Raw genomic sequence first — 23,945 nt, 5'->3', positions numbered from 1 at the left:
GACATCTCATGGAATTCAAGTTATCCGTTCCCGATCTGGGCGCCGAGCGCGCCGGCAACACCGACACCCCGGGCGTCTGGCATTTCGACTCGGGCGTGCCCGGCAGGTCGCTGATGGTGTCGGCCCTGGTGCACGGCAACGAACTGTGCGGCGCCTGGGCGCTGAAGGACCTGCTGGCCGCGGGCTTTCGGCCGCGCCGCGGCAGCCTGACGCTGGCCTTCTGCAACCTGGACGCGTTCGACCGTTTCGATCCGGCCAGCCACGACGCCTCGCGCTTCGTGCAGGAGGACATGAACCGGGTCTGGAGCGCGCAGCGCCTGGACGATCCGTCCACCGCCGACCGCCGGCGCGCCGCGGCGCTGCGGCCCTGGGTCGAGCGCGCCGACTGGCTGCTGGACCTGCACTCGATGCATGAGCCGGGCGAGCCGCTGCTGCTGACCGGCGTGCTGCCGCGCAATATCGCGCTGGCGAAGCGCCTGCAGGCCCCGCGCCACGTGATCGTGGACGCCGGCCACAAGGACGGCGTGCGGATGCGCGATTTCGCGCAGTTCGGCGACCCCGCGCGCGAGGACGCCTGCGCCTTGCTGATCGAATGCGGATTTCACGGCGATCCGGCCTCGCGCGAGGTGGCGCGCGACATGGTGGCGCGCATGCTGCTCGAATCGGGCGTGGCCGACGCGGCCGACGTGCCGGCGGGCTGGCTGCTGCCGGCTGCGGCGGCGCAACGCGTGCTGGAAGTGACCGACGCGGTGGTCGCGCCGTCCATGGACCTGCGCTTTTCGCAGCCGTGGAGCGGCCTGGAGACGCTGGAGGCGGCCGGTTCGGTGCTGGGCTGGGCCGACGGCCAGCCCATCGTCACCCCTTACGACCGCTGCACGCTGGTCATGCCCTCGCTGCGCCAGCTCAAGCCGGGCGTGACGGTGCTGCGGCTGGCGCGCGACTACGCCGGCTGAACCTTCAGCGCTGGGGCGTGTAGCGCAGTTCGTCGAGCTGGTAGCCCTGGCTCTTGGCCGCCGCCAGCGCCTTGTCCAGCTCTTCCTGGGGCAGCTGGGGCGAGCGCGACAGGATCCACAGGTACTTGCGGTCGGGCGTGCCGATCACGGCCCAGCGGTAGTCCGGGTCCAGCCCGATCACCCAGTAATCGCCCTTGAACGGCTTGAAGAACGAGACTTCGAACTTGGCGTTGCCGCTGCCGTCGACCACCGTGGCGGTGCCCGAGGCGGAGTCGATGTCGCCGTCCTTGGTGCGGCAGCGGTTGTTCACGCCCATGGTGCCGTCGGCGTGCAAGGTGTACTCGGCCGTCGTATCCCCCACGCAATTGCGCTGGTAGAACATGGGGAAATTGGCGATCTCGTACCACATGCCGGCGTAGCGTTTCAGGTCTACCGATTCGACGGTCTGCATGGGCGGCGCGGCATGGACGATCCCCGCCACGCTGGTGGCCAGGGCCAACAGGAATGCTGCGGTGCGGCGCATGAGGGAACCTCCTGAAAATCCTAACGATACGCCTTATTTGCGCGGCGCCTTCAGCGCCTCGTGGTAACGGGCCACATAGGTATCGAAATCTTCTGTGTCCGATTGCTCCAGCCGCAACTGTTCCGTAACGGATTGCGCGGCGGCCTGCTCATAGGCGCGCGCCAGGTCCGCGGGCAGGGCCTGCGCGCGCAGCGCGTCGGCATGCTTGCGGCTGAGTTCCAGCGAGTAGTCGTGGAACGACAGCCCGCTTGCCCGCAGGGACGCCAGCAGGCGGGCCGAGGGCGTGGCGTCGGGCTGGTCCAGCTTGGCGCGCTGCGCGTCGAGCGCTTCGGCGTAGGCGCTGCCGCCCAGGGCGGAATCGTACAGCGCGGCGTAGGGCGCGATCTGGTCCAGCAGCTGGTGGCCCCACTGGGCCAGGCCGATGGCCTGGCCGTCGCGGTCCAGCGTCAGGCCGGGCTTGCGGCCTTCCTTGACCACGGTGGAGAAATTGTCGGCGCTGCGCTGGCAGTAGCCGTTGGCCGGGAAGTAGGGGCTGTCGGAGGCGGCGCAGAACAGCAGGAACGCATCGACGAAGCGGCCGGTGGCGGCTTCGATGCCGACCGGCGACTCGGGATCGATGTCCAGGCAGCGCACCTCCACGTACTGCACGCCGCGCTCGGCCAGCGCCGTGATCGGACGCTCGCAGCGGCCGGTGGCGCGCTTGGGCCGGATGCTGGAGTAGTACTCGTTTTCGATCTGCAGCACGTTGGTGTTGAGCTGGATCCATTCGCCGTCGCGGTGGGTGCCGATCTTCTGGTAATCGGGCCAGGGCTTGGTCACCGCGTCGTACAGGCGGCCCAGGAACGTGTCCAGGTCGTTGTAGCAGAGCTTGAGCTGCGACTGCGCCTTGTTCTGGTAGCCCAGGTCGCTCATGCGCAGGCTGGTGGCGTAGGGCAGGTACAGCGTGTCCGCGTCCAGCTTGTGCAGCGGATGTTCGCGGCCGCGCAGGAAGTCGCTGGCCAGCGCGGGCGCCGCGCCGAACAGGTACATCAGCAGCCAGGAATAGCGCGTGAAATTGCGGATCAGGCCGATGTAGCCGCGCGAGCGGCGGTCCTGGGCGGTGCCGGGCTGCGTGTCCAGCACCGACCAGAGGTCATCGGCCAGCGAATAGTTGTAGTGCACGCCCGCGATGCACTGCATGGTCTTGCCGTAGCGCACGGCCAGGCCGCGGCGGTAGACGTGCTTGAGCATGCCGGTGTTCGAGGTGCCGTACCAGGCGATGGGAATGTCGGCTTCGGGTGGCAGCGTGGCGGGCATGGACTGGTTCCAGATCAGTTCATGGTCCAGCACGCTGTAGACGTGGCGATGGGTATAGTCCAGTTCCGCCAGCAACGCGTCCACGTCCGTATGCGTGCCCGTGATGAGTTCGAGCAGCGATTCGGAATAGTCGGTGGTGACGTGTTCGTTGGTCAGGGCCGAGCCCAGGCCGGCGGGGTGCGGCGTGCGGGCCAGCAGGCCTTGCTCGTCCACGCGCAGGCCTTCTTTCTCGATGCCCCGCAGGGTCTGGGTCAGCAGCGAGCGGTTGGCCTCCAGGCGGGAGAGGCGGTTGGCGGCAGTATCGGTCACGGGTTTTTCTCGTTTGGGTCTGACGTCGGATTTTACGGGGTGCCAGCCTCCTGTGCCGAGGGTGTCAATACTGGGGACAGGGACAATGCCTGCGCCGTGCGCGCCAGCCACTCGTCCAGGTCGGCATAGACCGGGTCGGCGATGGGCGCGGTTTCGTTGAAAATCTCGTGCCAGGCGCTGTCGTACCAGCGCAGCGTGAGCAGTTCGGCCGGCGCGCGCTGGGCGAACTGGCGGCTGCCCTCGGCGGCGACGATGGAGTCGTCCCCGGCCACCATCAGCAGGGTGCGGCAGGGCAACAGCGGGGCCTCGCGCAACGATTCGCGGCCGCCTTCGTCGACGAAACGCGCCAGCCGGCCCGTCATGCGGCGGCGCACCAGAGGATCGGACCGATAGGCGCGCACCACGGCCCGGTCGTGCGAAATCCGGGCCGGGGCCAGCCCGTGGGGCACGCGCAGGTCGGGCGCGTGCAGCGACATCCAGGTCAGCGTGCGCCGTACCCACAGCGGCACGTTGACCACGAAGGGCGGCGAACTGAGCACCAGCGCGTCGATATCGGCCAGGCCGTGCAGCGCGATGCGCACCGCGACCAGGGCGCCCAGGCTGTGGCCCAGCACGATGGGCGCGCGCCCCTGGGCCAGGGTCCAGGCCTGGAGCCGGTCCACGGCGTCGGCCACCAGGTCGTCCTGGCGCCTGAGGGTGGCCGGCGGCCCGCCCGAATGGCCGTGGCCGCGATGGTCGTGCGCGCCCACCTCCCAGCCGCGGGCCGCCAGCCAGCGCGCCAGCCGGTCATAGCGCCCGGCATGCTCGCTCAGCCCGTGCAACAGGTAGATACTGGGGGTGCCCGGCCCGGCGATGGGCGGGGGCAGGTTGGGGGCGGCCGGCCAGACATAGTTGGCCAGCGGCGTGCCATCGGGCGCGGGGGTCAGCGAAATCGGCGACAATTTCCGGCTTCCTCGAAATGAATAGACCGTCGGGGTCTCGGTAATGACGATTTCATCGCTGTTTCGTTTCATGTTCAAGAAAGCCGGCATGGCGCTGGCGCTGGCCCTGCTCGTGGCGGCGTGCTCGCCCAGCTACAACTGGCGCGAAGTCGACGTGGCCGACGGCCACGTGCGGGCGGCGTTCCCGGACCGCGTCACGTCGGACACGCGCGACCTCAAGCTCGACACCCATACCCTGAAATTCACGCTGGCCAGCGCCAACGTGGGCGAGGCGGTCTTCGCCGTGGGCTCGGCCCCGCTGCCGCCGGACATCGCCGCGGACCCGGCGGCGCGGCGCGCGCTGGGGCTGGCGCTGATGCGTTCGCTCTACGTCAACATGCAGGCCGTGCCGCCGCTGGAATGGCCGCCCTACGGCGACGTGATCGAAATCCACGGCAAGGCCATGGGCAAGCCGGGCTGGCTGCAGGCCCGGGTCTGGGTGACCGATACCATGCTGATCGAGGCGGTGGCCGCGGGCACGCAGGAAAGCCTGCCGGCCGAACGCGCGCGCGAATTCCTGCGCTCGGTCGTGGTCAAGCCGTGATGTCGCCGAGCAGGCCGCGGCGCAGGGCCTCGACCGCCGCGCTGCGCCGGCCGCGCACGCCGAGCTTGGCGCAGGCGTTGCGCAAATGGAAATTCACCGTGCTTTCGCTCACGCCCAGGATGCGGGCGGTCTCCCAGCTGGTCTTGCCCAGCGCGGCCCATCGCAGGCAGGCGACCTGGCGCGCCGACAGGGAAGCGTTGCGGGGCATGGCGGACATGGCGGCGGCAGGCGAGGGGCGTTTCGGTTGACGGGTCGCCTCATGCTGCGCCGCGCGCGGGCGCCGGGCAAGCAACGATGCCTTGGCGCATCGATTTCTTTATCTTTGACGGAATAGTCGTATGCCTGCCATCGTGCAGTTCTATTTTTCGGCCATCGTGCTGATGCTGCCCCTGCTTTCCTGCGTCGGCATCGGGGTGTACTGGGCGCGGCGCGAGCTGCCGTTCGGCGGCGCCTTCATCACCACGCTGGTCACCTCGGTGACCACGCCCGCGCTGGTGTTCCACACCTTCGTCACCACCCATCTGGACGACCGCGCGCTGGCCGACGTCGCCGTGGCGACGCTGCTGGCGCTGCTGCTGTGCGCGCTGGTCAGCGCGCTGTTGCTGAAGCTGTGGAAGCTGCCGGTGCGCACCCTGCTGCCGACCGCCTTCCTGCCCAACGCCGGCAACCTGGGCCTGCCGATTTCGCAGATGGCGTTCGGCGACGCCGGCCTGTCGGTGGCGGTGGCGTTTTTCGCGGTCAATTCCTTCGTCATGCACACCGTCGCCGTGCGGCTGCTGCCGGGCGTGAACACCAAGGGCAGCTGGAAAAGCCCCATCCTGCTGGCCTCCGTGGTGGCGGTGGCGATGCGCCTGCTGGACGTGCCGGTGCCCGCCTGGATCGTCGAGACCTCGCGCATGCTGGGCGCGGTGACCGTGCCGCTGATGCTGCTGAGCCTGGGCCACGCGCTGGCGCTGATTCCTTCAGGCGGCCTGCGCGACGGCGCCAAGGTCGCCGTCATCCGCCTGGCCGTGGGCCTGGGCGCGGGCCTGGCGGTGGTGTGGGCGCTGGACCTGGAGCCGCTCCTGGCCGGCGCGCTGAGCCTGCAGATGGCCATGCCCTGCGCCGTCGTCAGCTACATGTACGTCAAGCGCTACACGCCGCTGGGCGACACCGCCGCCGGCGCCGTGCTGGTCTCCACCGTGGCGTTCCTGGCGCTGGCGCCGGTGATGCTGTGGCTGTCGCGGGGCGGGGCGTATTGATTTGGGTACAGGGGCGTATCTATCCATTCCCCATACGCCATTGGTCCATTTCCCTCACACACATCAAACCGCCCCGGCCATTTCCCGCAGCTGCGCCATCAACGCGTCGGGCACGTCCACGCCGTGCTTGAGCGCCGCGTCGCGCAGTTTGTGGCGACGGTCGCCGGGCAGGCGCACGCCTTCGTCTTCCAGCATGGCGTCGACCAGGGTTTCGACGCGTTCCAGATAGGCCTCGTTGCCGGCCAGCGCGCCCGGGTCGATGGCCAGGAAGGCCTGGCCCAGGCGGGCCGGGCCGCCGTCGTCGACGAAGAACGATTCCGTCTCGAAACCGAAATGGGCGCCGGTCAGCGCGCAGGCCAGCAGTTCGACGATGAGCGCCAGCATCGCGCCCTTGACGCCGCCGGCCGGCAGCATACTGCCGGCCAGGCCGGCCCTGGGATCGGTGGTGGGCTGCCCCTGGGCGTCCAGCGCCCAGCCCAGCGGGATGGGCTGGTTGTCGCGCGCGGCGATCATGAGCTTGCCGCGCGCCACCTGCGACAGCGACAGGTCGATCAGCAGGCGGGCGCCGCCGCGCCGCGGGAACACCGCGGCGATGGGGTTGGTGCCGAACAGCGGGCGCTTGCCGCCCCAGGCGGGCATGGCGGCCGGCGAATTGCTCAGCGCCAGCGCCACCAGGCCGGCGTCGGCCAGGGCTTCGAGGTGATAGGCGGCCGCGCCGAAGTGATGGCTGTTGGTCACGCCCACGAAGGCCACGCCGTGCTCGCGGGCGCGCGCGGCGGCCTGCTCGACCGCCAGCGCGCAGGCTGGGAACGCCAGGCCCGAGCCGGCGTCGACCAGCGCCGCGCCGCCGCGTTCGTGCACGAGGCGCGGCACGGCCGAGCCGATGGCGCGGCCGGCGCGCAGGTGGCCGGCGTAGAACGGCACGCGCGACAGGCCGTGCGAGCCCAGCCCCTGGCTTTCGGCGTAGACCAGCGCGCGCGCGGTGCTGTCGGCCATCGCCGGGTTGGCGCCGGCGGCCGCCAGGGCGGCCGCGGCGAGCAGTTGGAGTTCGTCCAGATAGATGTGAGCCATATCCTTTCCGTCAGGAGGCGGCGCGGGCGTGCTGCGCGGCGCCGCCGGTAAGGGCTATTGTCACACCGGCGGCCACCATGTCGGAAACGCGGGTGTTGGCCTCCTGCGTCAGGCCGGCGATATGCGGCGTGAGGATGAGGTTGGGAACGCCGGCCAGCGCGCTGCCGGCGGGCAGCGGCTCTTCGGCGTACACGTCGAGCGCCGCGCCGCGCAGGCGGCCGGCCCGCAGCGCCTCGGCCAGGGCGGCTTCGTCCACGATGCCGCCGCGCGAGGTATTGACCAGCACGGCGCCCGGGCGCATGCGGGCGATGCGTCCGGCGTCCAGCAGCCGGCGCGTGCCGGCGGTGAGCGGCAGGTGCAGCGTGACGGCGTCGGCCCGCGCCAGCAGCGCGTCCAGCGGCACGGCGGCGACGTCCGCTTCTTCCCAGGCGGGATGGTCCGGCGGCAGCGCCGCGTCGCAGCCGATGACCTGCATGTCCAGCCCGCGCGCCAGGCGCGCGGCCAGCCGGCCGATGCCGCCGAAGCCCACCACGCCCAGCGTGCGGCCGTGGACTTCCAGGCCTTGCGAGAGCGCGTTGCGGGGCCACTGTCCGGCCGCGACCGCCGGCGTGGAGAAGTAGGCGCCGCGCAGCAGCGCCAGCACGGCGCCGATCACGTATTCGGCCACGGCGCGCGCGTTGGCGCCGGTGGCCGGCACCACCGCGATGCCGCGCGCGGCGCAGCCGTCCAGGTCGATGTTGTCCAGTCCCACGCCGAGCCGCCCCACGGCCCGCAGCCGGGGGGCGGCGGCCAGCAGTCCGGCGTCGACGCGGCTGCGGTTGCGCACGATCAGGCCGTCGGCCGCCGCCGCGGCCTGCAGCAGGGCCTCGCGGCGTTCGACCAGGTCGGGCTCATAGCGCACGTCGAAGCGCCGGCGCAGCGCCTCGACCGCGGGCGCGTCCATGAACTCGGAGATGAGAATGTGCATGGGGAGTCCCTGGCTCAGGCGACCTGGATATTGGCCTCGTGGATGATCTTGGCCCAGCGCGCCACCTCGGACTTGAGATAGGCGCCGAACTCCGCCGGGCCGCGCGGCTGGGGCACGAAGCCCAGCTGCCGCAGCGCCTGCTGCATGGCGGGTTGCGACACCTGGCGCACGATGGCGTCGCCGATGCGCTGGACCCGCGCCGCCGGCGTGCCCGCGGGCGCGAGCACCCCGGTGAAGTTCTCCACGATCAGGTCGGGCAGCCCGGCCTGCTGCACGGTGGGCACGTCCGGCAGGTCGGGGCTGCGCTCGCGCGTGGTGATGGCCAGCGCCCGCAGCGCGCCGTTCTTCACGTGCGGCAGCGATTCGGGATAGTTGGAGAACACCACGTCCAGGTGGCCGCCGATCAGGTCGGTGAGCGAGGGCGCGCCGCCTTTGTAGGGAATGTGCATCAGCGGCAGGCCGGTGAGCTTCTGGTAGAGCGCCAGCGTCAGGTGCGGCGGCGTGCCGTTGCCGCTGGAGCCGGCCGACAGCGACTTGGCGCGCGCCGCGCGGGCCAGGTCGGCCATGTTCTTGATGTCGCTCTTGGCGTTGACCACCACCATGATGGGCGAGGAAGCCAGCCCCGCCAGCGGCGTCAGGTCGCGCGTCAGGTCGTAGCCGGCCTTGCCGGCGAAGAGCGTGGCGTTGGCCGCGTGCGACAGCGTGATGGCCAGCCAGGTATAGCCGTCGGGCGCGGCGTTGGCCACGTGCGTCGCGCCGATGTTGGCGTTGCCGCCGGGGCGGTTTTCCACCACCACGTTCCAGTGCTCGGCGTCGCCCAGCGCCTTGCCGACCTGGCGCGCGGCCACGTCGGTCAGCCCGCCGGGCGGGAAGGGCACCACGTAGTTGATGGGCCGTTCGGGCCACTTGCCGGCTTGCGCCAGCGCGCCCTGCCACGGCGCCAGGGCGCCCAGGCCGGCGGCGCCGAGCGCGCCGAGCAGGCGCCGGCGCAGCGCGGCGTCCGGGTTGAGATCGTGTTCGCTGCTCATCTGTCTTCCTCCTTGGGGGATGCCCCGGTAGGAATGCAAGGGCGCGCGCTCAGGCGCTTTCGAAGATGCGGGTCAGGACGAATTCGCGATGGCCCAGCGCCTCGGCGGCGGTCCAGCGGCCGTTGGCGGTGGCCAGCATGCATTCGAGCAGCCTGTCGCCGGCCTGGCTCAGGTCGATCTCGCGTTGCAGCAGGCCGCTGGTGTCCACGTCGATGTGTTCCGACATGGTGCGCACCGTGCGCGGGTTGGCGCAGATCTTGATGACCGGCAGGATGGGATTGCCGATCACGTTGCCCTGGCCGGTGGGGAAGAAGTGCACGGCGTAGCCCGAGGCCGCGCACAGGGTCACCATCTCGGCCGCGGCCGAGGACGAGTCCATGAACCAGAGGCCGGGGCCGTCGGGGATTTCGGCCTTGTCCAGCACGCCGTCGACGCGGCACTGCTTGCCGATCTTCTGGATGTTGCCCAGCGCCTTTTCCTCGATGGTGGTGAGGCCGCCGGCGATGTTGCCCTTGGTGGGCTGGGACTCGGACAGGTCGCTGGTCTTCCAGCGGTCGATCATGTCCTGGTAGCGGTTGAACATGAACATGAAGCGTTCGCGCACCGCGTCGTTGGCGCAGCGCTCGGCCACGATGTGCTCGCCGCCGGTCAGTTCCGAGGTTTCGCCGAACACCAGCGTGGACCCCAGCGCGTAGAGCTTGTCGAAGGCGTTGCCGACGGTGGGATTGGCGCCGCAGCCCGAGGTGGTGTCGGACTCGCCGCACTTGGTCGAGACCCACAGGTCGGCGATGGGGCATTCGCTGCGCGCCAGCGCGGTGGCGTAGTGCACGAACTCCTTGGCGCAGCGCGAGGCGCGCATGATGGTGTCGTGGTCGCCGTGCAGTTCGATGCTGAAGCCCATGACCGGCTTGCCGGTGGCGGCGATGCCGTCGACCACGCGCTTGGTCCAGCCTTCTTCGATGCCTATCACCACCACGGCGGCGACGTTGGGATTGCAGCCGGTGCCGATCAGGGTGCGGAAGTGCAGTTCCAGGTCCTCGCCGAACTGCAGGCGGCCGTAGGGGTGGGGCAGGGCCAGCGTGCCCTTGATGTTGTTGGCCACGGCCTCGGCCGCGGCGTTGGAGATGTCGTCCACGGGCAGCACGATGACGTGGTTGCGCACGCCGACGCGGCCGTTGTCGCGGCGGTAGCCCTGGAAGGTGGTCGAAGCGGAGATGACGGACATGGCGGATTCCTTTTCGAGTGGGGGGCTTACCAGCGCTTGGTCTTGATGTTGTGCACGTGGGCGTGCTGCCCGGCCTGTATGGGCTGCACCACCCGGCCGATGTCGACGCCGTACTTGTAGACGGTGTCGCCGACGGCCATGTCCTTCATCGCCACCTTGTGGCCGATGGGTATGTCCTGCGAGGCGCGTACGTGGATGATCTTGTCCTCATCCATGATCCAGGCGTTCAGTTCCGTTCCGGCGGTAACGCCTTCCACCACGGCGACCGCCACCGTGTCCTTCGCATCGTGCAATACGGCGTGAATCATTGTCTTCCTCCTGGCTGGGACGCCGGCCGGACGCGGCAGGCGCTACGGTCAGGAGATCTTATGGCCGCAATTTCTCTAAGTCAACTAAATCATATATATGAATTGTATGACTTGAGCCGGCTTCGTCCGCGCCGCTACACTGTGGCCTCCCGGTTATTGCGATGCACCCATGAATATCAGCCTGTCATCGACCGTGCCCCTCGGCAGTCCCCTGTATGCGCAGGTCAAGCAGGCCGTGCTGGCCGCGCTGGCCCAGGGCGAGTGGAAGCAGGGCGAGGCCATCCCGCCCGAGAAGCAGCTGGCCGAGCGCTTCGGCGTGTCCATCGGCACCTTGCGCAAAGCCATCGACGACCTGGCCGCCGAGAACATCCTGGTGCGCCACCAGGGCCGCGGCACCTATGTGGCCGTGCATACCCGCAACCATCATTTCTTCAAGTTCTTCCGCATCGTGCGCCAGGACGGGAACAAGTCCTATCCCAGCACCGAGCTGCTGCGTTTCCGCCGCCAGCGGGCCTCGGCCATCGCGCGCGAGAAGCTGAACCTGCCGGCGGGCGCGATGGTGTTCGAGTTCACCAACCTGCTGTCGCTCAACGGCGAAGTCGTGATGATGGACGAGCTGTGCCTGCCGGAGTCCTGCTTTCCCGGCATGACCGAAGCGCACCTGCGCGAGCGCTCAAGCACCCTGTACGCGCTGTACCAGGACGTGTTCGGCGTGAACGTGATCGCCACCGACGAGCGCCTGCGCACCTGCCTGGCCGAACGCGCGCAGGCGCGGGCGCTGGGCGTGGCCGAGGGCAGCCCCTTGCTGGAGATCCGCCGCGTCGCGTTTTCGTACAAGCGCCAGCCCGTCGAGTGGCGGATCTCGCGCGTCAATACCGAACGCTACGAGTACCTGGGACAGGAGCCCTGGGGGGAAGGGGTCTGAGGCCTGTTGCTGCCGCGCGCGCCAGCAGTGCTAGAATTCCTGCCGCAGTATTCAATTTTCGGCGCCGATTTGCCTGATCCGCTTGCGGGCGCCTTCCAATAAATCCAGCTAAAGAGGTCCGTATGACCACTCCTGCCCAGAATTTGGCCGGTGATTCGGCCAGCGGGTTCGTCCCCGCCGCCATCACGACCGCCGCCGCCGCTGATCCCGGCTCCGTCGGTCTCGTCGCTCCCACTTTCATACGCTTCGATGAGCCGCTGCCGCTGTCCAGCGGCCAGTCGCTGGCCGCCTACGAGCTGGCGGTGGAGACCTACGGCACGCTCAACGCGCAGCGCAGCAACGCCGTGCTCATCTGCCATGCGCTGAACGCCTCGCATCACGTGGCCGGCCAGGCGGCCGACAATCCCTCCGACGTGGGCTGGTGGGACAACATGGTCGGACCGGGCAAGCCGGTGGACACCGACGTGTTTTTCGTGATCGGCGTCAACAACCTGGGCTCGTGCTTCGGCTCGACCGGCCCGGCCAGCATCAACCCGGAGACCGGCAAGCCCTGGGGCGCGGCCTTTCCCATGCTGACCGTGGAAGACTGGGTGCGGGCGCAGGCGCGGGTGGCGGACCACTTTGGCATCGAACGCTTCGCCGCCGTGATGGGCGGATCGCTGGGCGGCATGCAGGCGCTGAGCTGGGCCATCACGCTACCCGAGCGGGTCGCCAACTGCGTGGTCATCGCCAGCACGCCGCGGCTGTCGGCGCAGAACATCGGCTTCAACGAAGTGGCGCGCCGCGCCATCATCACCGATCCCGACTTCCACGGCGGCGACTATTACGCGCAGCAGACGGTGCCGCGCCGCGGCCTGTCGGTGGCGCGCATGATCGGCCACATCACCTATCTGTCCGACGACGACATGGCCGAGAAGTTCGGCCGCGCCCAGCGCGCCCCGGCCGAGAACGGCGCCTACCGCTACGGCTACGACGTCGAGTTCGAGGTGGAGTCGTACCTGCGCTACCAGGGCGAGAAATTCACCCGCTACTTCGACGCCAACACCTATCTGCTGATCACCCGCGCGCTGGATTATTTCGATCCGGCCCGCAACGCCGGCGGCGACCTGGCGCGCGCGCTGGCGCCGGCGCAGGCCGATTTCCTGCTGGTGTCGTTCTCCACCGACTGGCGCTTTCCGCCGGAGCGCTCGCGCGAAATCGTGCGCGCGCTGCTGAAGAACGGCAGCCCCGTGACCTACGCCGAGATCGACGCGCCGCACGGCCACGACGCCTTCCTGCTGGAAGACGCCCGCTACCATGCCGTGGTCCGCGGCTATTACGAACGCATCGCGCGCGAGCTGGACCTGGGCGCCGCGCGCCCGAACCAAGGACGTTCCGAATGAGCCCCGTGACTCCCCGCCCCGCGCCCGGCGCCCTGCGGCCCGACCTGGCGCGCATCGCGAGCTGGATCGAGCCCGGCAGCCGCGTGCTGGACCTGGGCTGCGGCGACGGCGCGCTGCTGGCGCACCTGCGCGACCACCGCCAGGTGCGCGGCGCGGGCGTGGAGCTGGACGACAACTGCGTCATCGCCTGCGTGCGGCGCGGCGTGGAAGTGATCCAGCAGAACCTGGAAGACGGCCTGGCCCTGTTCGACGACAAGCAGTTCGACACGGTGGTGCTGTCGCAGACCCTGCAGTCCATGCACCGCACCCAGCACATCCTGCGCGAGATGGCGCGGGTGGCGCGCTACGGCGTGGTGTCGTTTCCCAACTTCGGCTACTGGCCGCACGGCTGGTCCATCCTGCGCGGCCGCATGCCGGTCACCGGCCAGATGCCGTACCAGTGGTACAACACGCCCAACATCCACCTGTGCACGCTGCGCGACTTCGAGCAGCTGGCCGGCGAACTGCGCCTGGACATCCTGGAGCGCGCCACCTTCAATGAAGGCCGCGAGATCAAGTTGCTGCCGGGCTGGCGCAGCACGCTGGCGGTGTACCGTTTCGCCTCGCCCTGACGCTGCGGCCCGCAGGCCCTAAAATGCCGCAAGCCGCCGGCCTCCAGCGCCGGGCCGGCGCGTTACCGGAGACCGTCATTACCGCTGCATCCAACGTCTACACCAGTCCCCGCGTGGCCCCTTTGCTGGTCCTGGGCTTCGCCAGCGGATTGCCGCTGGCCCTGACCAGCGGCACCTTGCAGGCCTGGGCCACGGTGGAAGGCGTGCCGCTGCAGCAGATCGGTTTCCTGACCCTGGTGGGCACGGCCTACACCCTCAAGTTCCTGTGGGCCCCGTTCGTGGACCGCTACGTCCCGCCTCTGCTGGGCCGGCGCCGCGGCTGGATGCTGGTGACCCAGCTGCTGCTGGCCGCCGCCATCATGGCGATGGGCGCGCTGTCGCCGTCCTCGGCGCTGCAGCCGCTGGCGCTGCTGGCGGTGCTGGTGGCGTTCCTGTCGGCCACCCAGGACATCGCTTTCGACGCCTATTGCACCGACGTGCTGCGCAAGGAAGAGCGCGGCGCGGGCGCGGCCATCAAGGTCATGGGCTACCGGCTGGCCATGATCGTGTCGGGCGGGCTGGCGCTGATCCTGGCCGACCAGTGGATAGGCTGGGGCTACACCTACATGCTGATGGGCGGGCTGATGCTGCTGTGCGCGCTGGCCACGCTGTGGGCGCCCGAGCCCGAACACGTCGCCACCGCGCCGCGCAGCCTGCGCGAGGCGGTGGGCGAGCCGCTGCGCGAATTCTTCACGCGCCGCGGGGCGCTGGCGGTGCTGCTGCTGATCGTGCTGTACAAGCTGGGCGATGCGTTCGCCGGCGCGCTGTCCACCACCTTCCTGATCCGCGGCGCGGGCTTCAGCCCGACCGAGGTGGGCACCGTGAACAAGGTGCTGGGGCTGGCCGCCACCATCGTCGGCGCGCTGGCCGGCGGTTCGCTCATGTCGCGCTGGGGCCTGTACCGCTCGCTGATGGCCTTCGGGCTGCTGCAGGCGGTGTCGAACCTGGCGTACTGGATGATCGCCGTCAGCCCCAAAAGCATCTGGCTCATGGCCACGGCGGTGGGCATAGAGAACCTGTGCGGCGGCCTGGGCACGGCGTCCTTCGTCGGCCTGCTGATGGCGCTGTGCCGCCAGCGCTTTTCGGCGACCCAGTTCGCCCTGCTGTCGGCGCTGTCGGCGGTGGGCCGCACCTACCTGGCCGGCCCCCTCACGCCGCCCCTGGTCGACAGCCTGGGCTGGCCCGGCTTCTTCCTGCTGACGGTGCTGATCGCCTTGCCCGGCCTGGTGCTGCTGCACATGCTGCGCGGGACGATAGAGACGATGGAGAAGAACGGGGCGTGACCGGGCGATGCGCACGGCGCGGGATTGCCGCGCCGTGCCCGTTTTCCGCTTATTCCGCGCCCGTCAGCCTGACGATCAGCACGTCGCTGGGCAGCGATTCGAGCAGCCGTTCGGCCACGCTGCCGATCGCGGTGCGCAGGATGCCGGTGCGGCCGTGGGTGCCCGTGACCACCAGATCGGAGCGGTGGTTGAACGAGTATTCCGACAGCACGGTCTCCGGCTGGCCGCATTCCAGCACCACCTTGGGCGCGGCGACGCCGGCCAGTTCGGGCGTGGCGGCGGTGAATTCGCGCGCGCTCTGCTCGGCGGCCTTGTAGAAGTTGCGCGTGACGGCCTCGTCAGGCACGTTCTTGCCCTGGAACGGCACGTCGTAGGCATGGAACAGCGTCAGGTCGGCGTTGGGCACCAGCTGCAGCGCGGCGCGCAGGGCCTGGCGCGAGCCGTCGGAGAAGTCGGTGGCCACCAGCACGTCGCGGTAGGGGCGGCGCGGGCGGGTCTTGACCACCAGCACCGGGTGGCGCGCCTGGCGGGCCAGCTTTTCGACGGTGGTTCCCAGCAGCAGCCGGCCCAGGGTTTCGTCGCGCGCGATGCCGGTGACGATCAGCGAACAGCCGTAGCTGTCGGCGGTTTCCATGATGCGCGCCAGCGGATCGCCGTTGGTCACCACCACTTCGGTCGGCACTTCGGCGGCCGCCAGGTCTTCGGCCAGCTCGCGCTCGGCCAGGGCCTTGTGGTCCGACGTGTGGCGGCGCCACACGGGCGTGGTCAGGCGCGCGGACGTCGCATGCGACTCCATGACGTGCAGGACGATGAGCTTGGTGCCGAGTTCCTTGGCCAGCTGCAACGCGCGGTCCAGGGCGCGGTCGCCACGGGCGCTCAGGTCGGTTGCCAGCAGGATGGGGCCGATTTGCTGTGTCATTATCTTCTCTCCCGGGTGTGGCCGGGCCGACGGTACCCGCGTCCGTGCGTCCCTGCCGTTACTGCCCTTGCGGGCACATCCCCATTGTCCCGTTGCTAGGCGGGGCGGGGTTTGACCGATATCAACGCATCTTCCAGCGTAAGGGATGGCGCACATCCAGGCAATGGCGGCCCGCCGCGCGGCGGCTCAATACAATGTGGGCTGTCCTCCTTTCGTCCTCCCCATGTTTTCCGAACTCTCGCCCGTCCTGCTGCATACGCTGTATCTCGTCGCCATCGTGGCCGAAGCCATGACCGCGGCCCTGTCCGCCGGCCGGCGCGACATGGACTGGATGGGCGTGTGCATCATCGCCTGCGTGACCGCGCTGGGCGGCGGCTCGCTGCGCGACGTGCTGCTGGGCCATTACCCCCTGACCTGGGTGATCCACCCCGAATACCTGTGGATGACGGGCGGGGCGGCCATCGTCACGGCATTGATCGCGCCGGTCATGCGGCGCCTGCGCAGCCTGTTCCTGCTGGCCGACGCCCTCGGCCTGGTGGCGTTCACCGTCATCGGCTGCCAGGTGGCGCAGCTCATGCAGCTGCCGATCACGGTGGTGCTCATCAGCGGCATGATCACCGGCTGCGCCGGCGGGGTGCTGCGCGACGTGCTGTGCAACGAGGTGCCGCTGCTGTTTCGCAAGGAGCTCTACGCCAGCGTGTCGGTGGTGACGGGCGGGCTGTACCTGGGCGGGCAGGCGCTGGGCCTGTCGGCCAACGCCGCCGTGCCCATCGCGCTGGCCGCCGGCCTGGCGGTGCGCCTGCTGGCGCTGCGGTTCAACTGGCAGATGCCGAAGTTCGTCTATCGCGACGATTGGGATTGAACGCCGGCCGCGAACGCAACCAAGTTCTTATTTGTGTTTCAAGAAACTTCTAGTATCGTCCCCCCCGTCGCATACCAGGCATCAAGCCGCAAAGGGGAGCCGATTGGACGTCAAAGCGCCCGCCACGATTCCGTATTTCCTGCAGGAACAGATCCGTGAACTGATCGTGGACGGAACCATCCGTCCCGGCCAGCCGCTGCGGGAACAGGAACTCGAGCAACGCTTCGGCACCAGCCGCAGCCCGATCCGCGAGGCGCTGCGCCTGCTGGAGGTCAGCGGCCTGGTCACCCACGTCCAGCGCAAGGGCTTCAGGGTCACGCTGTACACCGAAACCCAGATCCGCCACCTGTACCTGCTGCGCGCCGAGCTGGAGGCCTACAGCCTGCGCCAGGCGGCCGGGGCCGAGGACCTGTCGCCGCTGGTGGCCGAGCTGCGCCGCCACCACGGCGCGATCGCCGAGGCCCAGGCCGGCGGCCAGGTGCGCGCCTGCATCGCCGCGGCCTGCGAGTTCTACCTGGCCGCGGCTCGCAGCACCGGCAACACGCCGCTGGCGGGCATGCTGAGCAAGCTGTATGAACAGGTCGAGCCGCTGCGCTACCTGCTGGCCCGGCGGGAAATGGCCTCCAGCGCCATTGCGTCCTGCACCCGCGCCATCATCGACGCGATGGCCGGGCGCGACGTCGAACGCATGACCGGGCTGGCGCGCGGCTACCTGGCCGACGTGCTGTCGCCCGTGATCGAGGCCTACCGCGAAGTCGCGCGCGCCTGAGGGCGCGGCGGCGGGGTGCGCACCTCGATGCCGGCCGCCTCCAGGGCCTGGCGGATGCCGCTGGCGAACACCAGGGCGTTGGGCTGGTCGCCGTGGATACAGAGGGTGTCGGCCTGCACGGGCACGTCCTTGCCGCCGACCGAGCGCACCTTGCCTTCGCGCACCATGCGCACCACCTGCGCCACCGCCTGGTCCACGTCCTCGATCATGGCGCCGGCGCGCGTGCGCGGCGTGAGCGAGCCGTCGTCCTGGTAGCTGCGGTCGGCGAAGACCTCGCTGGCCGCCGCCAGGCCGATGTCGCGGGCCGCCTCGATCAGCCTGCTGCCGGCCAGCCCGTACAGGATCAGCGTGGCGTCCACGTCCTTGACCGCCTGGCAGATGGCGCGCGCCAGGTGTTCGTCCTTGGCCGCCATGTTGTAGAGGGCGCCGTGCGCCTTGACGTGATGCAGCCGCGCGCCTTGCGAGGCGGCCACGCCGGCCAGCGCGCCGATCTGGTAGACCACGATGTCGTAGGCCTCGTCGGGGCTGATCTGCATGGCGCGGCGCCCGAAGCCCGCCAGGTCCTGCAGGCTGGGATGCGCGCCCAGCGCCACGCCCTGCTTGAGGGCGGCGGCCACGGTTTTGCGCATGGTGGCCGGGTCGCCGCCATGGAAGCCGCAGGCGATATTGGCGGAGCTGACGTATTGCAGCACCGCCGCGTCGTTGCCCATGGTCCAGGCGCCATAGCTTTCGCCCATGTCGCAGTTCATGTCGATGCGGGTGGTCATAGCGGTTTCCTTTCTAGGCGAGGAGTGCGCGCAGCGGCGCCAGCGTGTCCTGCAATTGCGCGAAGGCGCGCTCGCGCTCGCCGTCCAGGCGCTGCGCGGCCTCCAGTTCGATGGGCTGGAAGCGCAGCGTCTGCCCGGGCGCGGCCTGCGCCAGGATGGGCAGGTCCACCGTGGCGATCTGCGCGATCTTGGGATAGCCGCCGGTGGTCTGGCGGTCGGCCATGAGGATGATGGCCTCGCCGCCCGAGGGCACCTGCACGGTGCCGAAGCAGGCGGCCTCCGACAGCATCTGGCGCGGCTCGCTCATGGACAGCGCGGGGCCCAGCAGCCGGTAGCCCATGCGGTCGGATTGCGGGCTGATGCGGAATTCGGCCTCGGCGAAGGCCCGGCGGGACGCTTGCGAGAACTCGTGCCAGTGCATGCCCGGCAAAAAGCGCACGGCGCTGCGGCGCGGCGCGCCCAGCGCGGACGGCAGGTACACGCGCAGCTGCCACAGCGCATCCTGCAACGCGTCCATGTCGCGTCCGCCGTCCAGCGGCTTGCGCAGCGGCAGCTGGTCGCCCCTGGCCAGCGCGCGGCCGTGAAAGCCGCCGAAGCCGCTGCGCAGATAAGTGCTTTCGCTGCCCATGACCGGCTCCAGCGCGAAGCCGCCATGCACCGCCAGATAGCCGCGCACGCCCACGGCCGGGCGGGCGCCGAAGGCCAGCGTGTCGCCGGCCTGCGCGACCAGCGGGCGGTGCACCGGCAGTTCGCGGCCATTGAGCGTGGCGCCCAGGTCGGCGCCAGCCAGCGCGAAGCAGGCCGGCGCGTCGAACCGCAGGGTCGGGCCGGTCAGCGTCATTTCCAGGGTGGCCGGGTCGCCGGCGTTGCCGGCCAGCGCGTTGGCCAGCCGGTGGGCGCGCTCGTCCATGGCGCCGGCGGCCGGAATGCCCTGGTGCTGGTAGCCCTCGCGGCCGCGGTCCTGGAAGCTCGACAGCATGCCGGGCTTGATGACGGTCAGGCTCATCGTCCGGCCTCCCGGATGCGGTCGAACTCGTCGGGGCCGATGGGCACGAAGCGCACGGAATCGCCGGGCTGCAGCAGGGCGGCCGGCTCGCGGGCCGGGTCGAACATGGTCAGCGGCGTGGCGCCGATGATGTTCCAGCCGCCGGGCAGGCGGTTCGGGTAGATCACGGTCTGGCGGTTGGCCACCGCCACCGCGCCCATCGGCACGGCGGTGCGCGGCGAGGGACGGCGGGGAATGTTCAGTTTTTCGTCGTGCACGCCCAGGTAGGCGTGGCCGGGCGCGAACCCCAGCATGAACACCATGCTGCGCGGCTGGCTGTGCAGCGCGATCACGTCTTCGGGCGTGAGGCCGGCGGCGCGCGCCACGTCGTCCAGGTCGGGACCGTGCTCGCCACCGTAGCAGACGGGAATGTCGACTTCGCGCCCGCCCGAGGCGTCGACGCTTATGCCGGCCTCCAGCAACTGGCCGATGCGCTCGGCCAGCTGGGCGTACGAGGGGTTGCCCCGGGCGTCGGGCCGGTAATGCACCGCCACCGCGACGAAGGAGGGCACCACGTCGGTCACGCCGGGCAGCCGCGCCTCGCGCAGCCGGGCGGCCGCGGCCAGACAGGTGCGGCCGATCGACGCATCGATGCGGTCGCCGAAGGAAACGATCAGGCAGCGGTCGCCCTGGGGCAGGATGCGCCAGGCGGTTTCGGCCGAAGAAGGGGGTTCTGATAGTACGTTCAACGACACGAAACCTGTAGGAACGGATTACTTGGCGAACAACGAATCCATGTTCTTGAACGCCTTGAACTCCAGCGCGTTGCCCGACGGGTCCAGGAAGAACATGGTGGCCTGCTCGCCGACCTCGCCCTTGAAGCGGATGTAGGGCTCGATGACGAATTCGGTGCCCGCGTCGGTCAGGCGCTTGGCCATGGCTTCCCATTGTTCCATGGAAAGCACGGCGCCGAAATGGCGCACCGGCACATTATGCGAGTCTACGGCGCTGGTGGCATGGTGGCCGCATTCGCCGGGCGCGAGGTGGGCCACGATCTGGTGGCCGTAGAAGTTGAAATCGACCCATTCGGGCGAGCTGCGGCCTTCGGGACAGCCCAGTTTTTCGCCATAGAAGGCGCGGGCTTCGGCCAGGTCGCGGACCGGGAAGGCCAGATGGAACGGCGGCAGTTGGGTTTGAGCGGTCATGTGGGGCTCCGGAAGCGGTGAGGAAGAATTGCCAGGGCCTATTTTATTGATTGTTTTTTTGATCCAAAAACGATATTTTTTGTGCCTGAGCATCGAAAAAATTGATTGTGATCAAAGAGTTCAAGACCTTTATCGCGGTGGCCCGGGACGGCACTTTCACCGGCGCGGGGGCGCAGCTGGGCCTGACCCAGTCGGCGGTCAGCGCCCAGATCAAGCGCCTCGAGGAATACCTGGGCGTGACGCTGTTCGAGCGCAGCGCGCGGGCGGCGGCGCTCAACGCCCACGGCCGCGAGATGCTGCCGCAGGCCGAGGAGCTCGTGGCCATGGCCGAGCGCATGGTGACCACGGCCGGCGCCGGCCACGTCAGCGGATCGCTGCGCATCGGCGCCATCGCCTCGGTGCAGCAGGACCTGCTGGTGCGCGCGCTGGGACGGTTTCGGGCCGTCTATCCCGACGTGCGCGTGCGGGTGGTGCCGGGCGTGTCGCTGGCGCTGCTGGGCCAGGTGGACGCGGGCGAGGTGGACATGGCCATGCTGATCCGCCCGCCCTTCGCCCTGCCGCCGGAGCTGGGCTGGCAGCCGCTGATGCGCGAGCCGGTCATGCTGGCCGTGCCCGCGGCCCTGCCGGACGCGCCGTGGCGCGAGCTGCTGGCGAGCCAGCCCTTCATCCGCTACGACCGGGCTTCGTTCGGCGGCCGGGCCGTGGACGTGTTCCTGAAGAAGCACCGCATCACGGTGCATGACGCCGTGGAGCTGGACGAAGTCGACGCCATCGCCAACATGGTGCGCCACGGCCTGGGCGTGGCGCTTCTGCCGCGCCTGCGGCGGCTGGACATGACCGGCCTGCGGCTGCTGCCGCTGGGCGAGACGCCGCTATGGCGCGAGATCGGCCTGATCGGCCGCCTGCCGTTCGAAGCCGGCGGGGTGCGCGAGAAGATGGCGGAGTGCCTGGCGAGCGCCGCCAACGAGGCGCCGCCGGCCGACGGATTACGCGCGTTTCACAACCTGTCGCAACGCACCGTGATGGGATGATCGCGCAGCGTCGTCATCACGATGTCGTCGACCTGGCCGTCGACGTCGGTGATGACGTAGCCGATCTGGCCCTTGGTCTGCAGGGTCTGGCTGACGATGTTCAGGCCGTGCTGCGCCATCAGGTTGTCGAGCGTGCCGAGCGCGCCCGGGGCGTTGCGGTGCACGTGCAGGATGCGCGTGCCGCCGGCCGGCTCCAGGTAGGGCAGTTCGGGGAAGTTGACCGCGCCCTTGGTGGTGCCCGCCTGCAGGAAGCGCACCAGTTTTTCGGCGACTTCGCGGCCGATGTTTTCCTGGGATTCCTGCGTGCTGCCGCCGATGTGCGGGGTCAGGATGACGTTGGGCATGCCGATCAGCGGGCTGGCCAGCGGTTCGTCCGGACCCTTGGGCTCGGTGGGGAACACGTCCAGCGCCGCGCCGGCCAGGTGGCCGGACTTGAGGGCCTCGTGCAGGGCCTGGATGTCGACCACCGTGCCGCGCGAGGCGTTGATCAGGATTGCGCCGCGCCGCATGCGCGCGATGGTCTGCGCGTTCATGATTTTTTCGGTCGACTTGCCGCCCGGCACATGCAGCGTGACGACGTCGGACTGCTCCAGCAGCTCGTCGAGCGAGCCGGCGGGGCGGGCGTTGCCCAGCGGCAGCTTGGCCTCGACGTCGTGGTAGACGACGCGCATGCCCAGGCTTTCGGCCAGCGTGCTGATCTGCGAGCCGATGTTGCCGTAGCCCACGATGCCCAGGGTCTTGCCGCGGGTCTCGAAGGCGCCGGCGGCGCTCTTGTCCCAGTGGCCCAGGTGCACGCGCGCGTTTTTCTCGGGGATGCGGCGCAGCAGCAGGATGGCTTCGCCCAGCACCAGCTCGGCGACCGAGCGGGTGTTGGAGAAGGGCGCGTTGAACACCGGCACGCCGCGCTGCATGGCGGCGTCCAGGTCGACCTGGTTGGTGCCGATGCAGAAGCAGCCCACGACGCGCAGGTCGGGGTTGTCGGACAGCAGGCCGGCGTCCAGGTGCGTGCGAGAACGGATCCCCGCCACCTGCGCGCCGCGCAGGGCGTCGCGCAGCTGCGCCGGCGGCAGTGCCGCGGCATGCGTGACGATGTCGGTGTAGCCGGCGGCCTCGAAGACGGCGCGGGCGCTGGGATGGATGTTCTCGAACAGGACGATTTGTGCCATGACTGCCTGGGGGGGTAGGGGTGGAACGAATGCGTTTCACCTATTGTGGCGCATTTTTGCTGCAGTGCAAGGAGTAGCCACAGGCACGTTGTGGCTGCTCCCGTCCCCCCCGGCCAGGACGCTAGCGGTAGGCCTGGAACACCTGGGCGCCGCCGCGCTTGTCGACCAGCAGCACGTCGTGCGGCGTCTTGCGTCCGCCGTACTCGGGGCCGTCCATGCCGGGCGAGCCCAGCGGCATGCCCGGGGCGGCCAGGCCGGCCGCCTCGGGCTTTTCCAGCAGCAGCCGGCGCACGTCGCTGGCGGGCACGTGGCCTTCGATGGCGTAGCCGCCCACGGCGGCCGTGTGGCAGGAGCCGTAGTCGGCCATGCCGGCGTTGCGGCGGATGGGGCCGGTGTCCTGCACGTCGTGCGCGATCACCTCGAAGCCGTTGTCGCGCATGTGCTTGACCCAGTCTTCGCAACAGCCGCAGGTGGGGGTCTTCCACACTTCGACCTTGGTGGGGGCCTCGGCGTAGGCGTAGGCGGGCACGCTCAGGACGGCGGCAAGCGCCAGGCGGCGCGCAAGTCGGGAAACGTTCATGATGCTCCGTACGGAAATGTGAACATGGGGCTCAGAACCAGAACCGCACGCCCGCGATGACGGCGGTCTGCGACCGGCTGGCGCCGGCCTCGGACGCGTAGCTGGCGGTCTGGCCGAACTTACGTTCGAAGGATACGCCAATATAGGGCGCGAACTCGCGCGTGATCTCGTAGCGCAGCCGCAGCGACAGCGCGCCTTCGGCCAGGCCCGAGCCGATGCCGCGGTCCGGGTCGTCCTTGCCGTAGAAGCTGGCTTCCAGCTCCGGCGTGAAGATCAGGCGCTGCGTCAGCAGCAGGTCGTATTCGGCCTTGAGCGCCAAAGCGGTGCGGCCGGACGAGCCCACGTAGCCGGTGGCGTCCAGTTCGATGTTGTAGGGCAGCAGGCCTTCGATGCCGATGGCGGCCCAGTTGCGCTTGGGGCCCGTGCCGATGTCGCGGCGCGCGCCCAGCTGCAGGTCCCAGAAGGGCGAGACGGCATGGCTCCAGAAGGCCTCGACCTTGCCGCTCGATCCGCCGCCGTTCTCGGCCTCGCCCTCGCTCTTGATGAGCAGGCGGTCGGTGGCCGAGCCGAACCAGAAGCGTCCGTCCCATTCCCGGGCGTACTCGCCGTCGCGGTTGCGGGACACGCCGAACTTGTCGAACAGGACCTGCCATGTCGCGGTGCTGTCCATCATGTGCGCATGGATGCCGTAGCTGTCGTAGCCGCGCTCGCCGGCGCCGTCGCTGGAAGGCAGGCTGCCGACCGGCGGCGCGGCCGGGGCGTCGCCCATCGAACCGTGGTCCATGCCGGGCATGGAACCGTGGTCCATCGGCGCGGGCGCGGGCGCGCTGCCGTGGTTCATCGAACCGTGATCCATGCCGGGCATGGAGCCGTGATCCATCGCGGCGGGCTGGGCCCATGCCGCGGGGGCGGAAAGCGCTGCGGCCAGCGCGCAGGCGCGCAGGCCGCGGGTGTGGCGATTCATCGGTTTCATCGT

Annotated in this window: 27 protein-coding genes and 1 riboswitch; of the genes, 10 read left to right on the top strand and 17 right to left on the bottom strand. The window is 69.7% G+C overall.

Translation table 11 applies throughout. The annotated features are described in order from the left end of the window. The first annotated feature begins 8 nt into the window (after positions 1-8). Positions 9-953: a succinylglutamate desuccinylase/aspartoacylase family protein gene (locus A6B37_RS13795; RefSeq protein ID WP_111826069.1), complete on the top strand. Its 945-nt coding sequence runs from the start codon at positions 9-11 to the stop codon at positions 951-953. A gap of 4 nt (positions 954-957) precedes the next feature. Here the strand turns inward: A6B37_RS13795 and A6B37_RS13790 are convergent, their stop codons facing one another. The 3 genes from A6B37_RS13790 to A6B37_RS13780 are packed head-to-tail and all read right to left on the bottom strand — an operon-like array spanning position 958 to position 4,022. Further along, positions 958-1,476, bottom strand: coding sequence for a lipocalin family protein (locus A6B37_RS13790; protein WP_111826068.1), 519 nt, complete (start codon positions 1,474-1,476; stop codon positions 958-960). A 33-nt stretch (positions 1,477-1,509) separates the two neighbouring features. Continuing rightward, entirely contained in the window at positions 1,510-3,081 is a 1,572-nt protein-coding gene (gene gshA / locus A6B37_RS13785; RefSeq protein ID WP_102773262.1) for a glutamate--cysteine ligase, read from the bottom strand. A gap of 32 nt (positions 3,082-3,113) precedes the next feature. Next, on the bottom strand, positions 3,114-4,022 hold the full coding sequence (locus tag A6B37_RS13780) for an alpha/beta hydrolase (protein ID WP_111826067.1): 909 nt from the start codon (positions 4,020-4,022) through the stop codon (positions 3,114-3,116). Positions 4,023-4,065: 43 nt separating this feature from the next. On the opposite strand from A6B37_RS13780, the gene A6B37_RS13775 reads away from it, so the two are divergent. Next, the gene (locus A6B37_RS13775; protein ID WP_111826066.1) at positions 4,066-4,605 is read left to right on the top strand and encodes a hypothetical protein; all 540 of its coding nucleotides are present in this window, start codon (positions 4,066-4,068) and stop codon (positions 4,603-4,605) included. On the opposite strand, the gene A6B37_RS13770 is transcribed toward A6B37_RS13775, so the two are convergent. Beyond that, the gene (locus tag A6B37_RS13770; RefSeq protein ID WP_111826341.1) at positions 4,595-4,813 is read right to left on the bottom strand and encodes a helix-turn-helix domain-containing protein; all 219 of its coding nucleotides are present in this window, start codon (positions 4,811-4,813) and stop codon (positions 4,595-4,597) included. The two genes, A6B37_RS13775 and A6B37_RS13770, sit on opposite strands and share 11 nt — an antisense overlap. A 130-nt stretch (positions 4,814-4,943) precedes the next feature. On the opposite strand from A6B37_RS13770, the gene A6B37_RS13765 reads away from it, so the two are divergent. Further along, complete coding sequence (locus A6B37_RS13765; protein WP_102773265.1) at positions 4,944-5,846, top strand: AEC family transporter; 903 nt, start codon at positions 4,944-4,946, stop codon at positions 5,844-5,846. Positions 5,847-5,909: 63 nt separating this feature from the next. On the opposite strand, the gene A6B37_RS13760 is transcribed toward A6B37_RS13765, so the two are convergent. Genes A6B37_RS13760 through A6B37_RS13740 form a run of 5 tightly spaced genes read right to left on the bottom strand, consistent with a single transcriptional unit; the run spans position 5,910 to position 10,445 of the window. Beyond that, positions 5,910-6,917, bottom strand: coding sequence for an Ldh family oxidoreductase (locus tag A6B37_RS13760; protein WP_111826065.1), 1,008 nt, complete (start codon positions 6,915-6,917; stop codon positions 5,910-5,912). A 10-nt stretch (positions 6,918-6,927) separates the two neighbouring features. Next, positions 6,928-7,884: a hydroxyacid dehydrogenase gene (locus tag A6B37_RS13755; protein ID WP_111826064.1), complete on the bottom strand. Its 957-nt coding sequence runs from the start codon at positions 7,882-7,884 to the stop codon at positions 6,928-6,930. A 14-nt stretch (positions 7,885-7,898) separates the two neighbouring features. Continuing rightward, positions 7,899-8,912: a tripartite tricarboxylate transporter substrate binding protein gene (locus A6B37_RS13750; protein WP_111826063.1), complete on the bottom strand. Its 1,014-nt coding sequence runs from the start codon at positions 8,910-8,912 to the stop codon at positions 7,899-7,901. A gap of 49 nt (positions 8,913-8,961) precedes the next feature. Then, positions 8,962-10,137 carry a UxaA family hydrolase gene (locus tag A6B37_RS13745; protein ID WP_111826062.1) on the bottom strand — a complete coding sequence of 392 codons (1,176 nt, stop codon included), beginning with the start codon at positions 10,135-10,137 and terminating at the stop codon, positions 8,962-8,964. Between the two features lie 26 nt (positions 10,138-10,163). Further along, entirely contained in the window at positions 10,164-10,445 is a 282-nt protein-coding gene (locus A6B37_RS13740; RefSeq protein WP_102773270.1) for a UxaA family hydrolase, read from the bottom strand. Positions 10,446-10,614: 169 nt separating this feature from the next. On the opposite strand from A6B37_RS13740, the gene A6B37_RS13735 reads away from it, so the two are divergent. From A6B37_RS13735 to A6B37_RS13720, 4 genes are all read left to right on the top strand, one after another. Beyond that, positions 10,615-11,370, top strand: a complete 756-nt coding sequence (locus A6B37_RS13735; RefSeq protein ID WP_102773271.1) for a GntR family transcriptional regulator — start codon at positions 10,615-10,617, stop codon at positions 11,368-11,370. A gap of 51 nt (positions 11,371-11,421) precedes the next feature. Beyond that, positions 11,422-11,503: riboswitch (SAM riboswitch) on the top strand. Further along, positions 11,493-12,752, top strand: a complete 1,260-nt coding sequence (locus tag A6B37_RS13730; protein ID WP_181390943.1) for a homoserine O-acetyltransferase — start codon at positions 11,493-11,495, stop codon at positions 12,750-12,752. It overlaps the preceding riboswitch by 11 nt. Further along, positions 12,749-13,363, top strand: coding sequence for a methionine biosynthesis protein MetW (metW, locus tag A6B37_RS13725; RefSeq protein WP_111826061.1), 615 nt, complete (start codon positions 12,749-12,751; stop codon positions 13,361-13,363). The genes A6B37_RS13730 and metW overlap by 4 nt, the downstream gene beginning before the upstream one ends. Before the next feature lie 23 nt (positions 13,364-13,386). Then, positions 13,387-14,685: a muropeptide transporter gene (locus A6B37_RS13720; protein ID WP_247747564.1), complete on the top strand. Its 1,299-nt coding sequence runs from the start codon at positions 13,387-13,389 to the stop codon at positions 14,683-14,685. 49 nt (positions 14,686-14,734) lie between these two features. Here the strand turns inward: A6B37_RS13720 and A6B37_RS13715 are convergent, their stop codons facing one another. Beyond that, on the bottom strand, positions 14,735-15,604 hold the full coding sequence (locus A6B37_RS13715; protein ID WP_102773273.1) for a universal stress protein: 870 nt from the start codon (positions 15,602-15,604) through the stop codon (positions 14,735-14,737). 223 nt (positions 15,605-15,827) lie between these two features. Here A6B37_RS13715 and A6B37_RS13710 point away from each other — a divergent pair, with 223 nt between their 5' ends. Next, positions 15,828-16,466, top strand: a complete 639-nt coding sequence (locus tag A6B37_RS13710) for a trimeric intracellular cation channel family protein (RefSeq protein ID WP_102773274.1) — start codon at positions 15,828-15,830, stop codon at positions 16,464-16,466. Between the two features lie 103 nt (positions 16,467-16,569). Next, positions 16,570-17,235: a GntR family transcriptional regulator gene (locus tag A6B37_RS13705; protein WP_102773275.1), complete on the top strand. Its 666-nt coding sequence runs from the start codon at positions 16,570-16,572 to the stop codon at positions 17,233-17,235. Here A6B37_RS13705 and A6B37_RS13700 read toward each other — a convergent pair. From A6B37_RS13700 to A6B37_RS13685, 4 genes are read right to left on the bottom strand one after another with little or no spacing between them, the layout of a single operon-like run. Further along, complete coding sequence (locus tag A6B37_RS13700; RefSeq protein ID WP_111826060.1) at positions 17,211-18,002, bottom strand: 5-oxoprolinase subunit PxpA; 792 nt, start codon at positions 18,000-18,002, stop codon at positions 17,211-17,213. The genes A6B37_RS13705 and A6B37_RS13700 overlap by 25 nt on opposite strands. Before the next feature lie 13 nt (positions 18,003-18,015). Then, positions 18,016-19,008, bottom strand: coding sequence for a biotin-dependent carboxyltransferase family protein (locus A6B37_RS13695; RefSeq protein WP_111826059.1), 993 nt, complete (start codon positions 19,006-19,008; stop codon positions 18,016-18,018). Further along, on the bottom strand, positions 19,005-19,736 hold the full coding sequence (gene pxpB, locus A6B37_RS13690; RefSeq protein ID WP_111826058.1) for a 5-oxoprolinase subunit PxpB: 732 nt from the start codon (positions 19,734-19,736) through the stop codon (positions 19,005-19,007). Before pxpB ends, A6B37_RS13695 begins: the two co-directional genes overlap by 4 nt. 24 nt (positions 19,737-19,760) lie before the next feature. Continuing rightward, positions 19,761-20,192, bottom strand: coding sequence for a VOC family protein (locus tag A6B37_RS13685; RefSeq protein WP_102773279.1), 432 nt, complete (start codon positions 20,190-20,192; stop codon positions 19,761-19,763). A gap of 107 nt (positions 20,193-20,299) precedes the next feature. On the opposite strand from A6B37_RS13685, the gene A6B37_RS13680 reads away from it, so the two are divergent. Next, positions 20,300-21,223 (top strand): LysR family transcriptional regulator, encoded by a 924-nt coding sequence (locus A6B37_RS13680; RefSeq protein WP_111826339.1) that lies wholly within the window; start codon positions 20,300-20,302, stop codon positions 21,221-21,223. On the opposite strand, the gene serA is transcribed toward A6B37_RS13680, so the two are convergent. The 3 genes from serA to A6B37_RS13665 form a co-directional block, all read right to left on the bottom strand. Beyond that, complete coding sequence (serA, locus tag A6B37_RS13675) at positions 21,190-22,389, bottom strand: phosphoglycerate dehydrogenase (RefSeq protein ID WP_102773281.1); 1,200 nt, start codon at positions 22,387-22,389, stop codon at positions 21,190-21,192. The genes A6B37_RS13680 and serA overlap by 34 nt on opposite strands. A gap of 121 nt (positions 22,390-22,510) precedes the next feature. Then, positions 22,511-22,969 (bottom strand): DUF411 domain-containing protein, encoded by a 459-nt coding sequence (locus A6B37_RS13670; RefSeq protein ID WP_102773282.1) that lies wholly within the window; start codon positions 22,967-22,969, stop codon positions 22,511-22,513. A 31-nt stretch (positions 22,970-23,000) separates the two neighbouring features. Then, positions 23,001-23,942: a copper resistance protein B gene (locus tag A6B37_RS13665; protein ID WP_246842468.1), complete on the bottom strand. Its 942-nt coding sequence runs from the start codon at positions 23,940-23,942 to the stop codon at positions 23,001-23,003. Between the last annotated feature and the right edge of the window lie 3 nt (positions 23,943-23,945).

The sequence above is a fragment of the Achromobacter sp. HZ01 genome, assembly GCF_003267925.1.
GTDB classification, from domain to species: domain Bacteria; phylum Pseudomonadota; class Gammaproteobacteria; order Burkholderiales; family Burkholderiaceae_B; genus Achromobacter; species Achromobacter pulmonis_A.
Note: the sequence above shows the minus strand (reverse complement) of the source record. Positions and strands in the feature narration are given on the sequence as shown.

Bases quoted from the DNA above. Each gene is read 5' to 3' on its own strand.
- A6B37_RS13695 (WP_111826059.1), bottom strand. From the start codon at position 19,008: ATGAGCCTGACCGTCATCAAGCCCGGCATGCTGTCGAGCTTCCAGGAC.
- A6B37_RS13720 (WP_247747564.1), top strand. From the start codon at position 13,387: ATGCCGCAAGCCGCCGGCCTCCAGCGCCGGGCCGGCGCGTTACCGGAG.
- serA (WP_102773281.1), bottom strand. From the start codon at position 22,389: ATGGCACAAATCGTCCTGTTCGAGAACATCCATCCCAGCGCCCGCGCC.
- A6B37_RS13790 (WP_111826068.1), bottom strand. From the start codon at position 1,476: ATGCGCCGCACCGCAGCATTCCTGTTGGCCCTGGCCACCAGCGTGGCG.
- A6B37_RS13730 (WP_181390943.1), top strand. From the start codon at position 11,493: ATGACCACTCCTGCCCAGAATTTGGCCGGTGATTCGGCCAGCGGGTTC.
- A6B37_RS13740 (WP_102773270.1), bottom strand. From the start codon at position 10,445: ATGATTCACGCCGTATTGCACGATGCGAAGGACACGGTGGCGGTCGCC.
- A6B37_RS13710 (WP_102773274.1), top strand. From the start codon at position 15,828: ATGTTTTCCGAACTCTCGCCCGTCCTGCTGCATACGCTGTATCTCGTC.
- A6B37_RS13775 (WP_111826066.1), top strand. From the start codon at position 4,066: ATGACGATTTCATCGCTGTTTCGTTTCATGTTCAAGAAAGCCGGCATG.
- A6B37_RS13765 (WP_102773265.1), top strand. From the start codon at position 4,944: ATGCCTGCCATCGTGCAGTTCTATTTTTCGGCCATCGTGCTGATGCTG.
- A6B37_RS13685 (WP_102773279.1), bottom strand. From the start codon at position 20,192: ATGACCGCTCAAACCCAACTGCCGCCGTTCCATCTGGCCTTCCCGGTC.
- A6B37_RS13715 (WP_102773273.1), bottom strand. From the start codon at position 15,604: ATGACACAGCAAATCGGCCCCATCCTGCTGGCAACCGACCTGAGCGCC.
- A6B37_RS13795 (WP_111826069.1), top strand. From the start codon at position 9: ATGGAATTCAAGTTATCCGTTCCCGATCTGGGCGCCGAGCGCGCCGGC.
- A6B37_RS13760 (WP_111826065.1), bottom strand. From the start codon at position 6,917: ATGGCTCACATCTATCTGGACGAACTCCAACTGCTCGCCGCGGCCGCC.
- A6B37_RS13770 (WP_111826341.1), bottom strand. From the start codon at position 4,813: ATGCCCCGCAACGCTTCCCTGTCGGCGCGCCAGGTCGCCTGCCTGCGA.
- A6B37_RS13735 (WP_102773271.1), top strand. From the start codon at position 10,615: ATGAATATCAGCCTGTCATCGACCGTGCCCCTCGGCAGTCCCCTGTAT.
- A6B37_RS13750 (WP_111826063.1), bottom strand. From the start codon at position 8,912: ATGAGCAGCGAACACGATCTCAACCCGGACGCCGCGCTGCGCCGGCGC.
- A6B37_RS13670 (WP_102773282.1), bottom strand. From the start codon at position 22,969: ATGAACGTTTCCCGACTTGCGCGCCGCCTGGCGCTTGCCGCCGTCCTG.
- A6B37_RS13665 (WP_246842468.1), bottom strand. From the start codon at position 23,942: ATGAAACCGATGAATCGCCACACCCGCGGCCTGCGCGCCTGCGCGCTG.
- A6B37_RS13755 (WP_111826064.1), bottom strand. From the start codon at position 7,884: ATGCACATTCTCATCTCCGAGTTCATGGACGCGCCCGCGGTCGAGGCG.
- A6B37_RS13745 (WP_111826062.1), bottom strand. From the start codon at position 10,137: ATGTCCGTCATCTCCGCTTCGACCACCTTCCAGGGCTACCGCCGCGAC.
- A6B37_RS13700 (WP_111826060.1), bottom strand. From the start codon at position 18,002: ATGACCACCCGCATCGACATGAACTGCGACATGGGCGAAAGCTATGGC.
- metW (WP_111826061.1), top strand. From the start codon at position 12,749: ATGAGCCCCGTGACTCCCCGCCCCGCGCCCGGCGCCCTGCGGCCCGAC.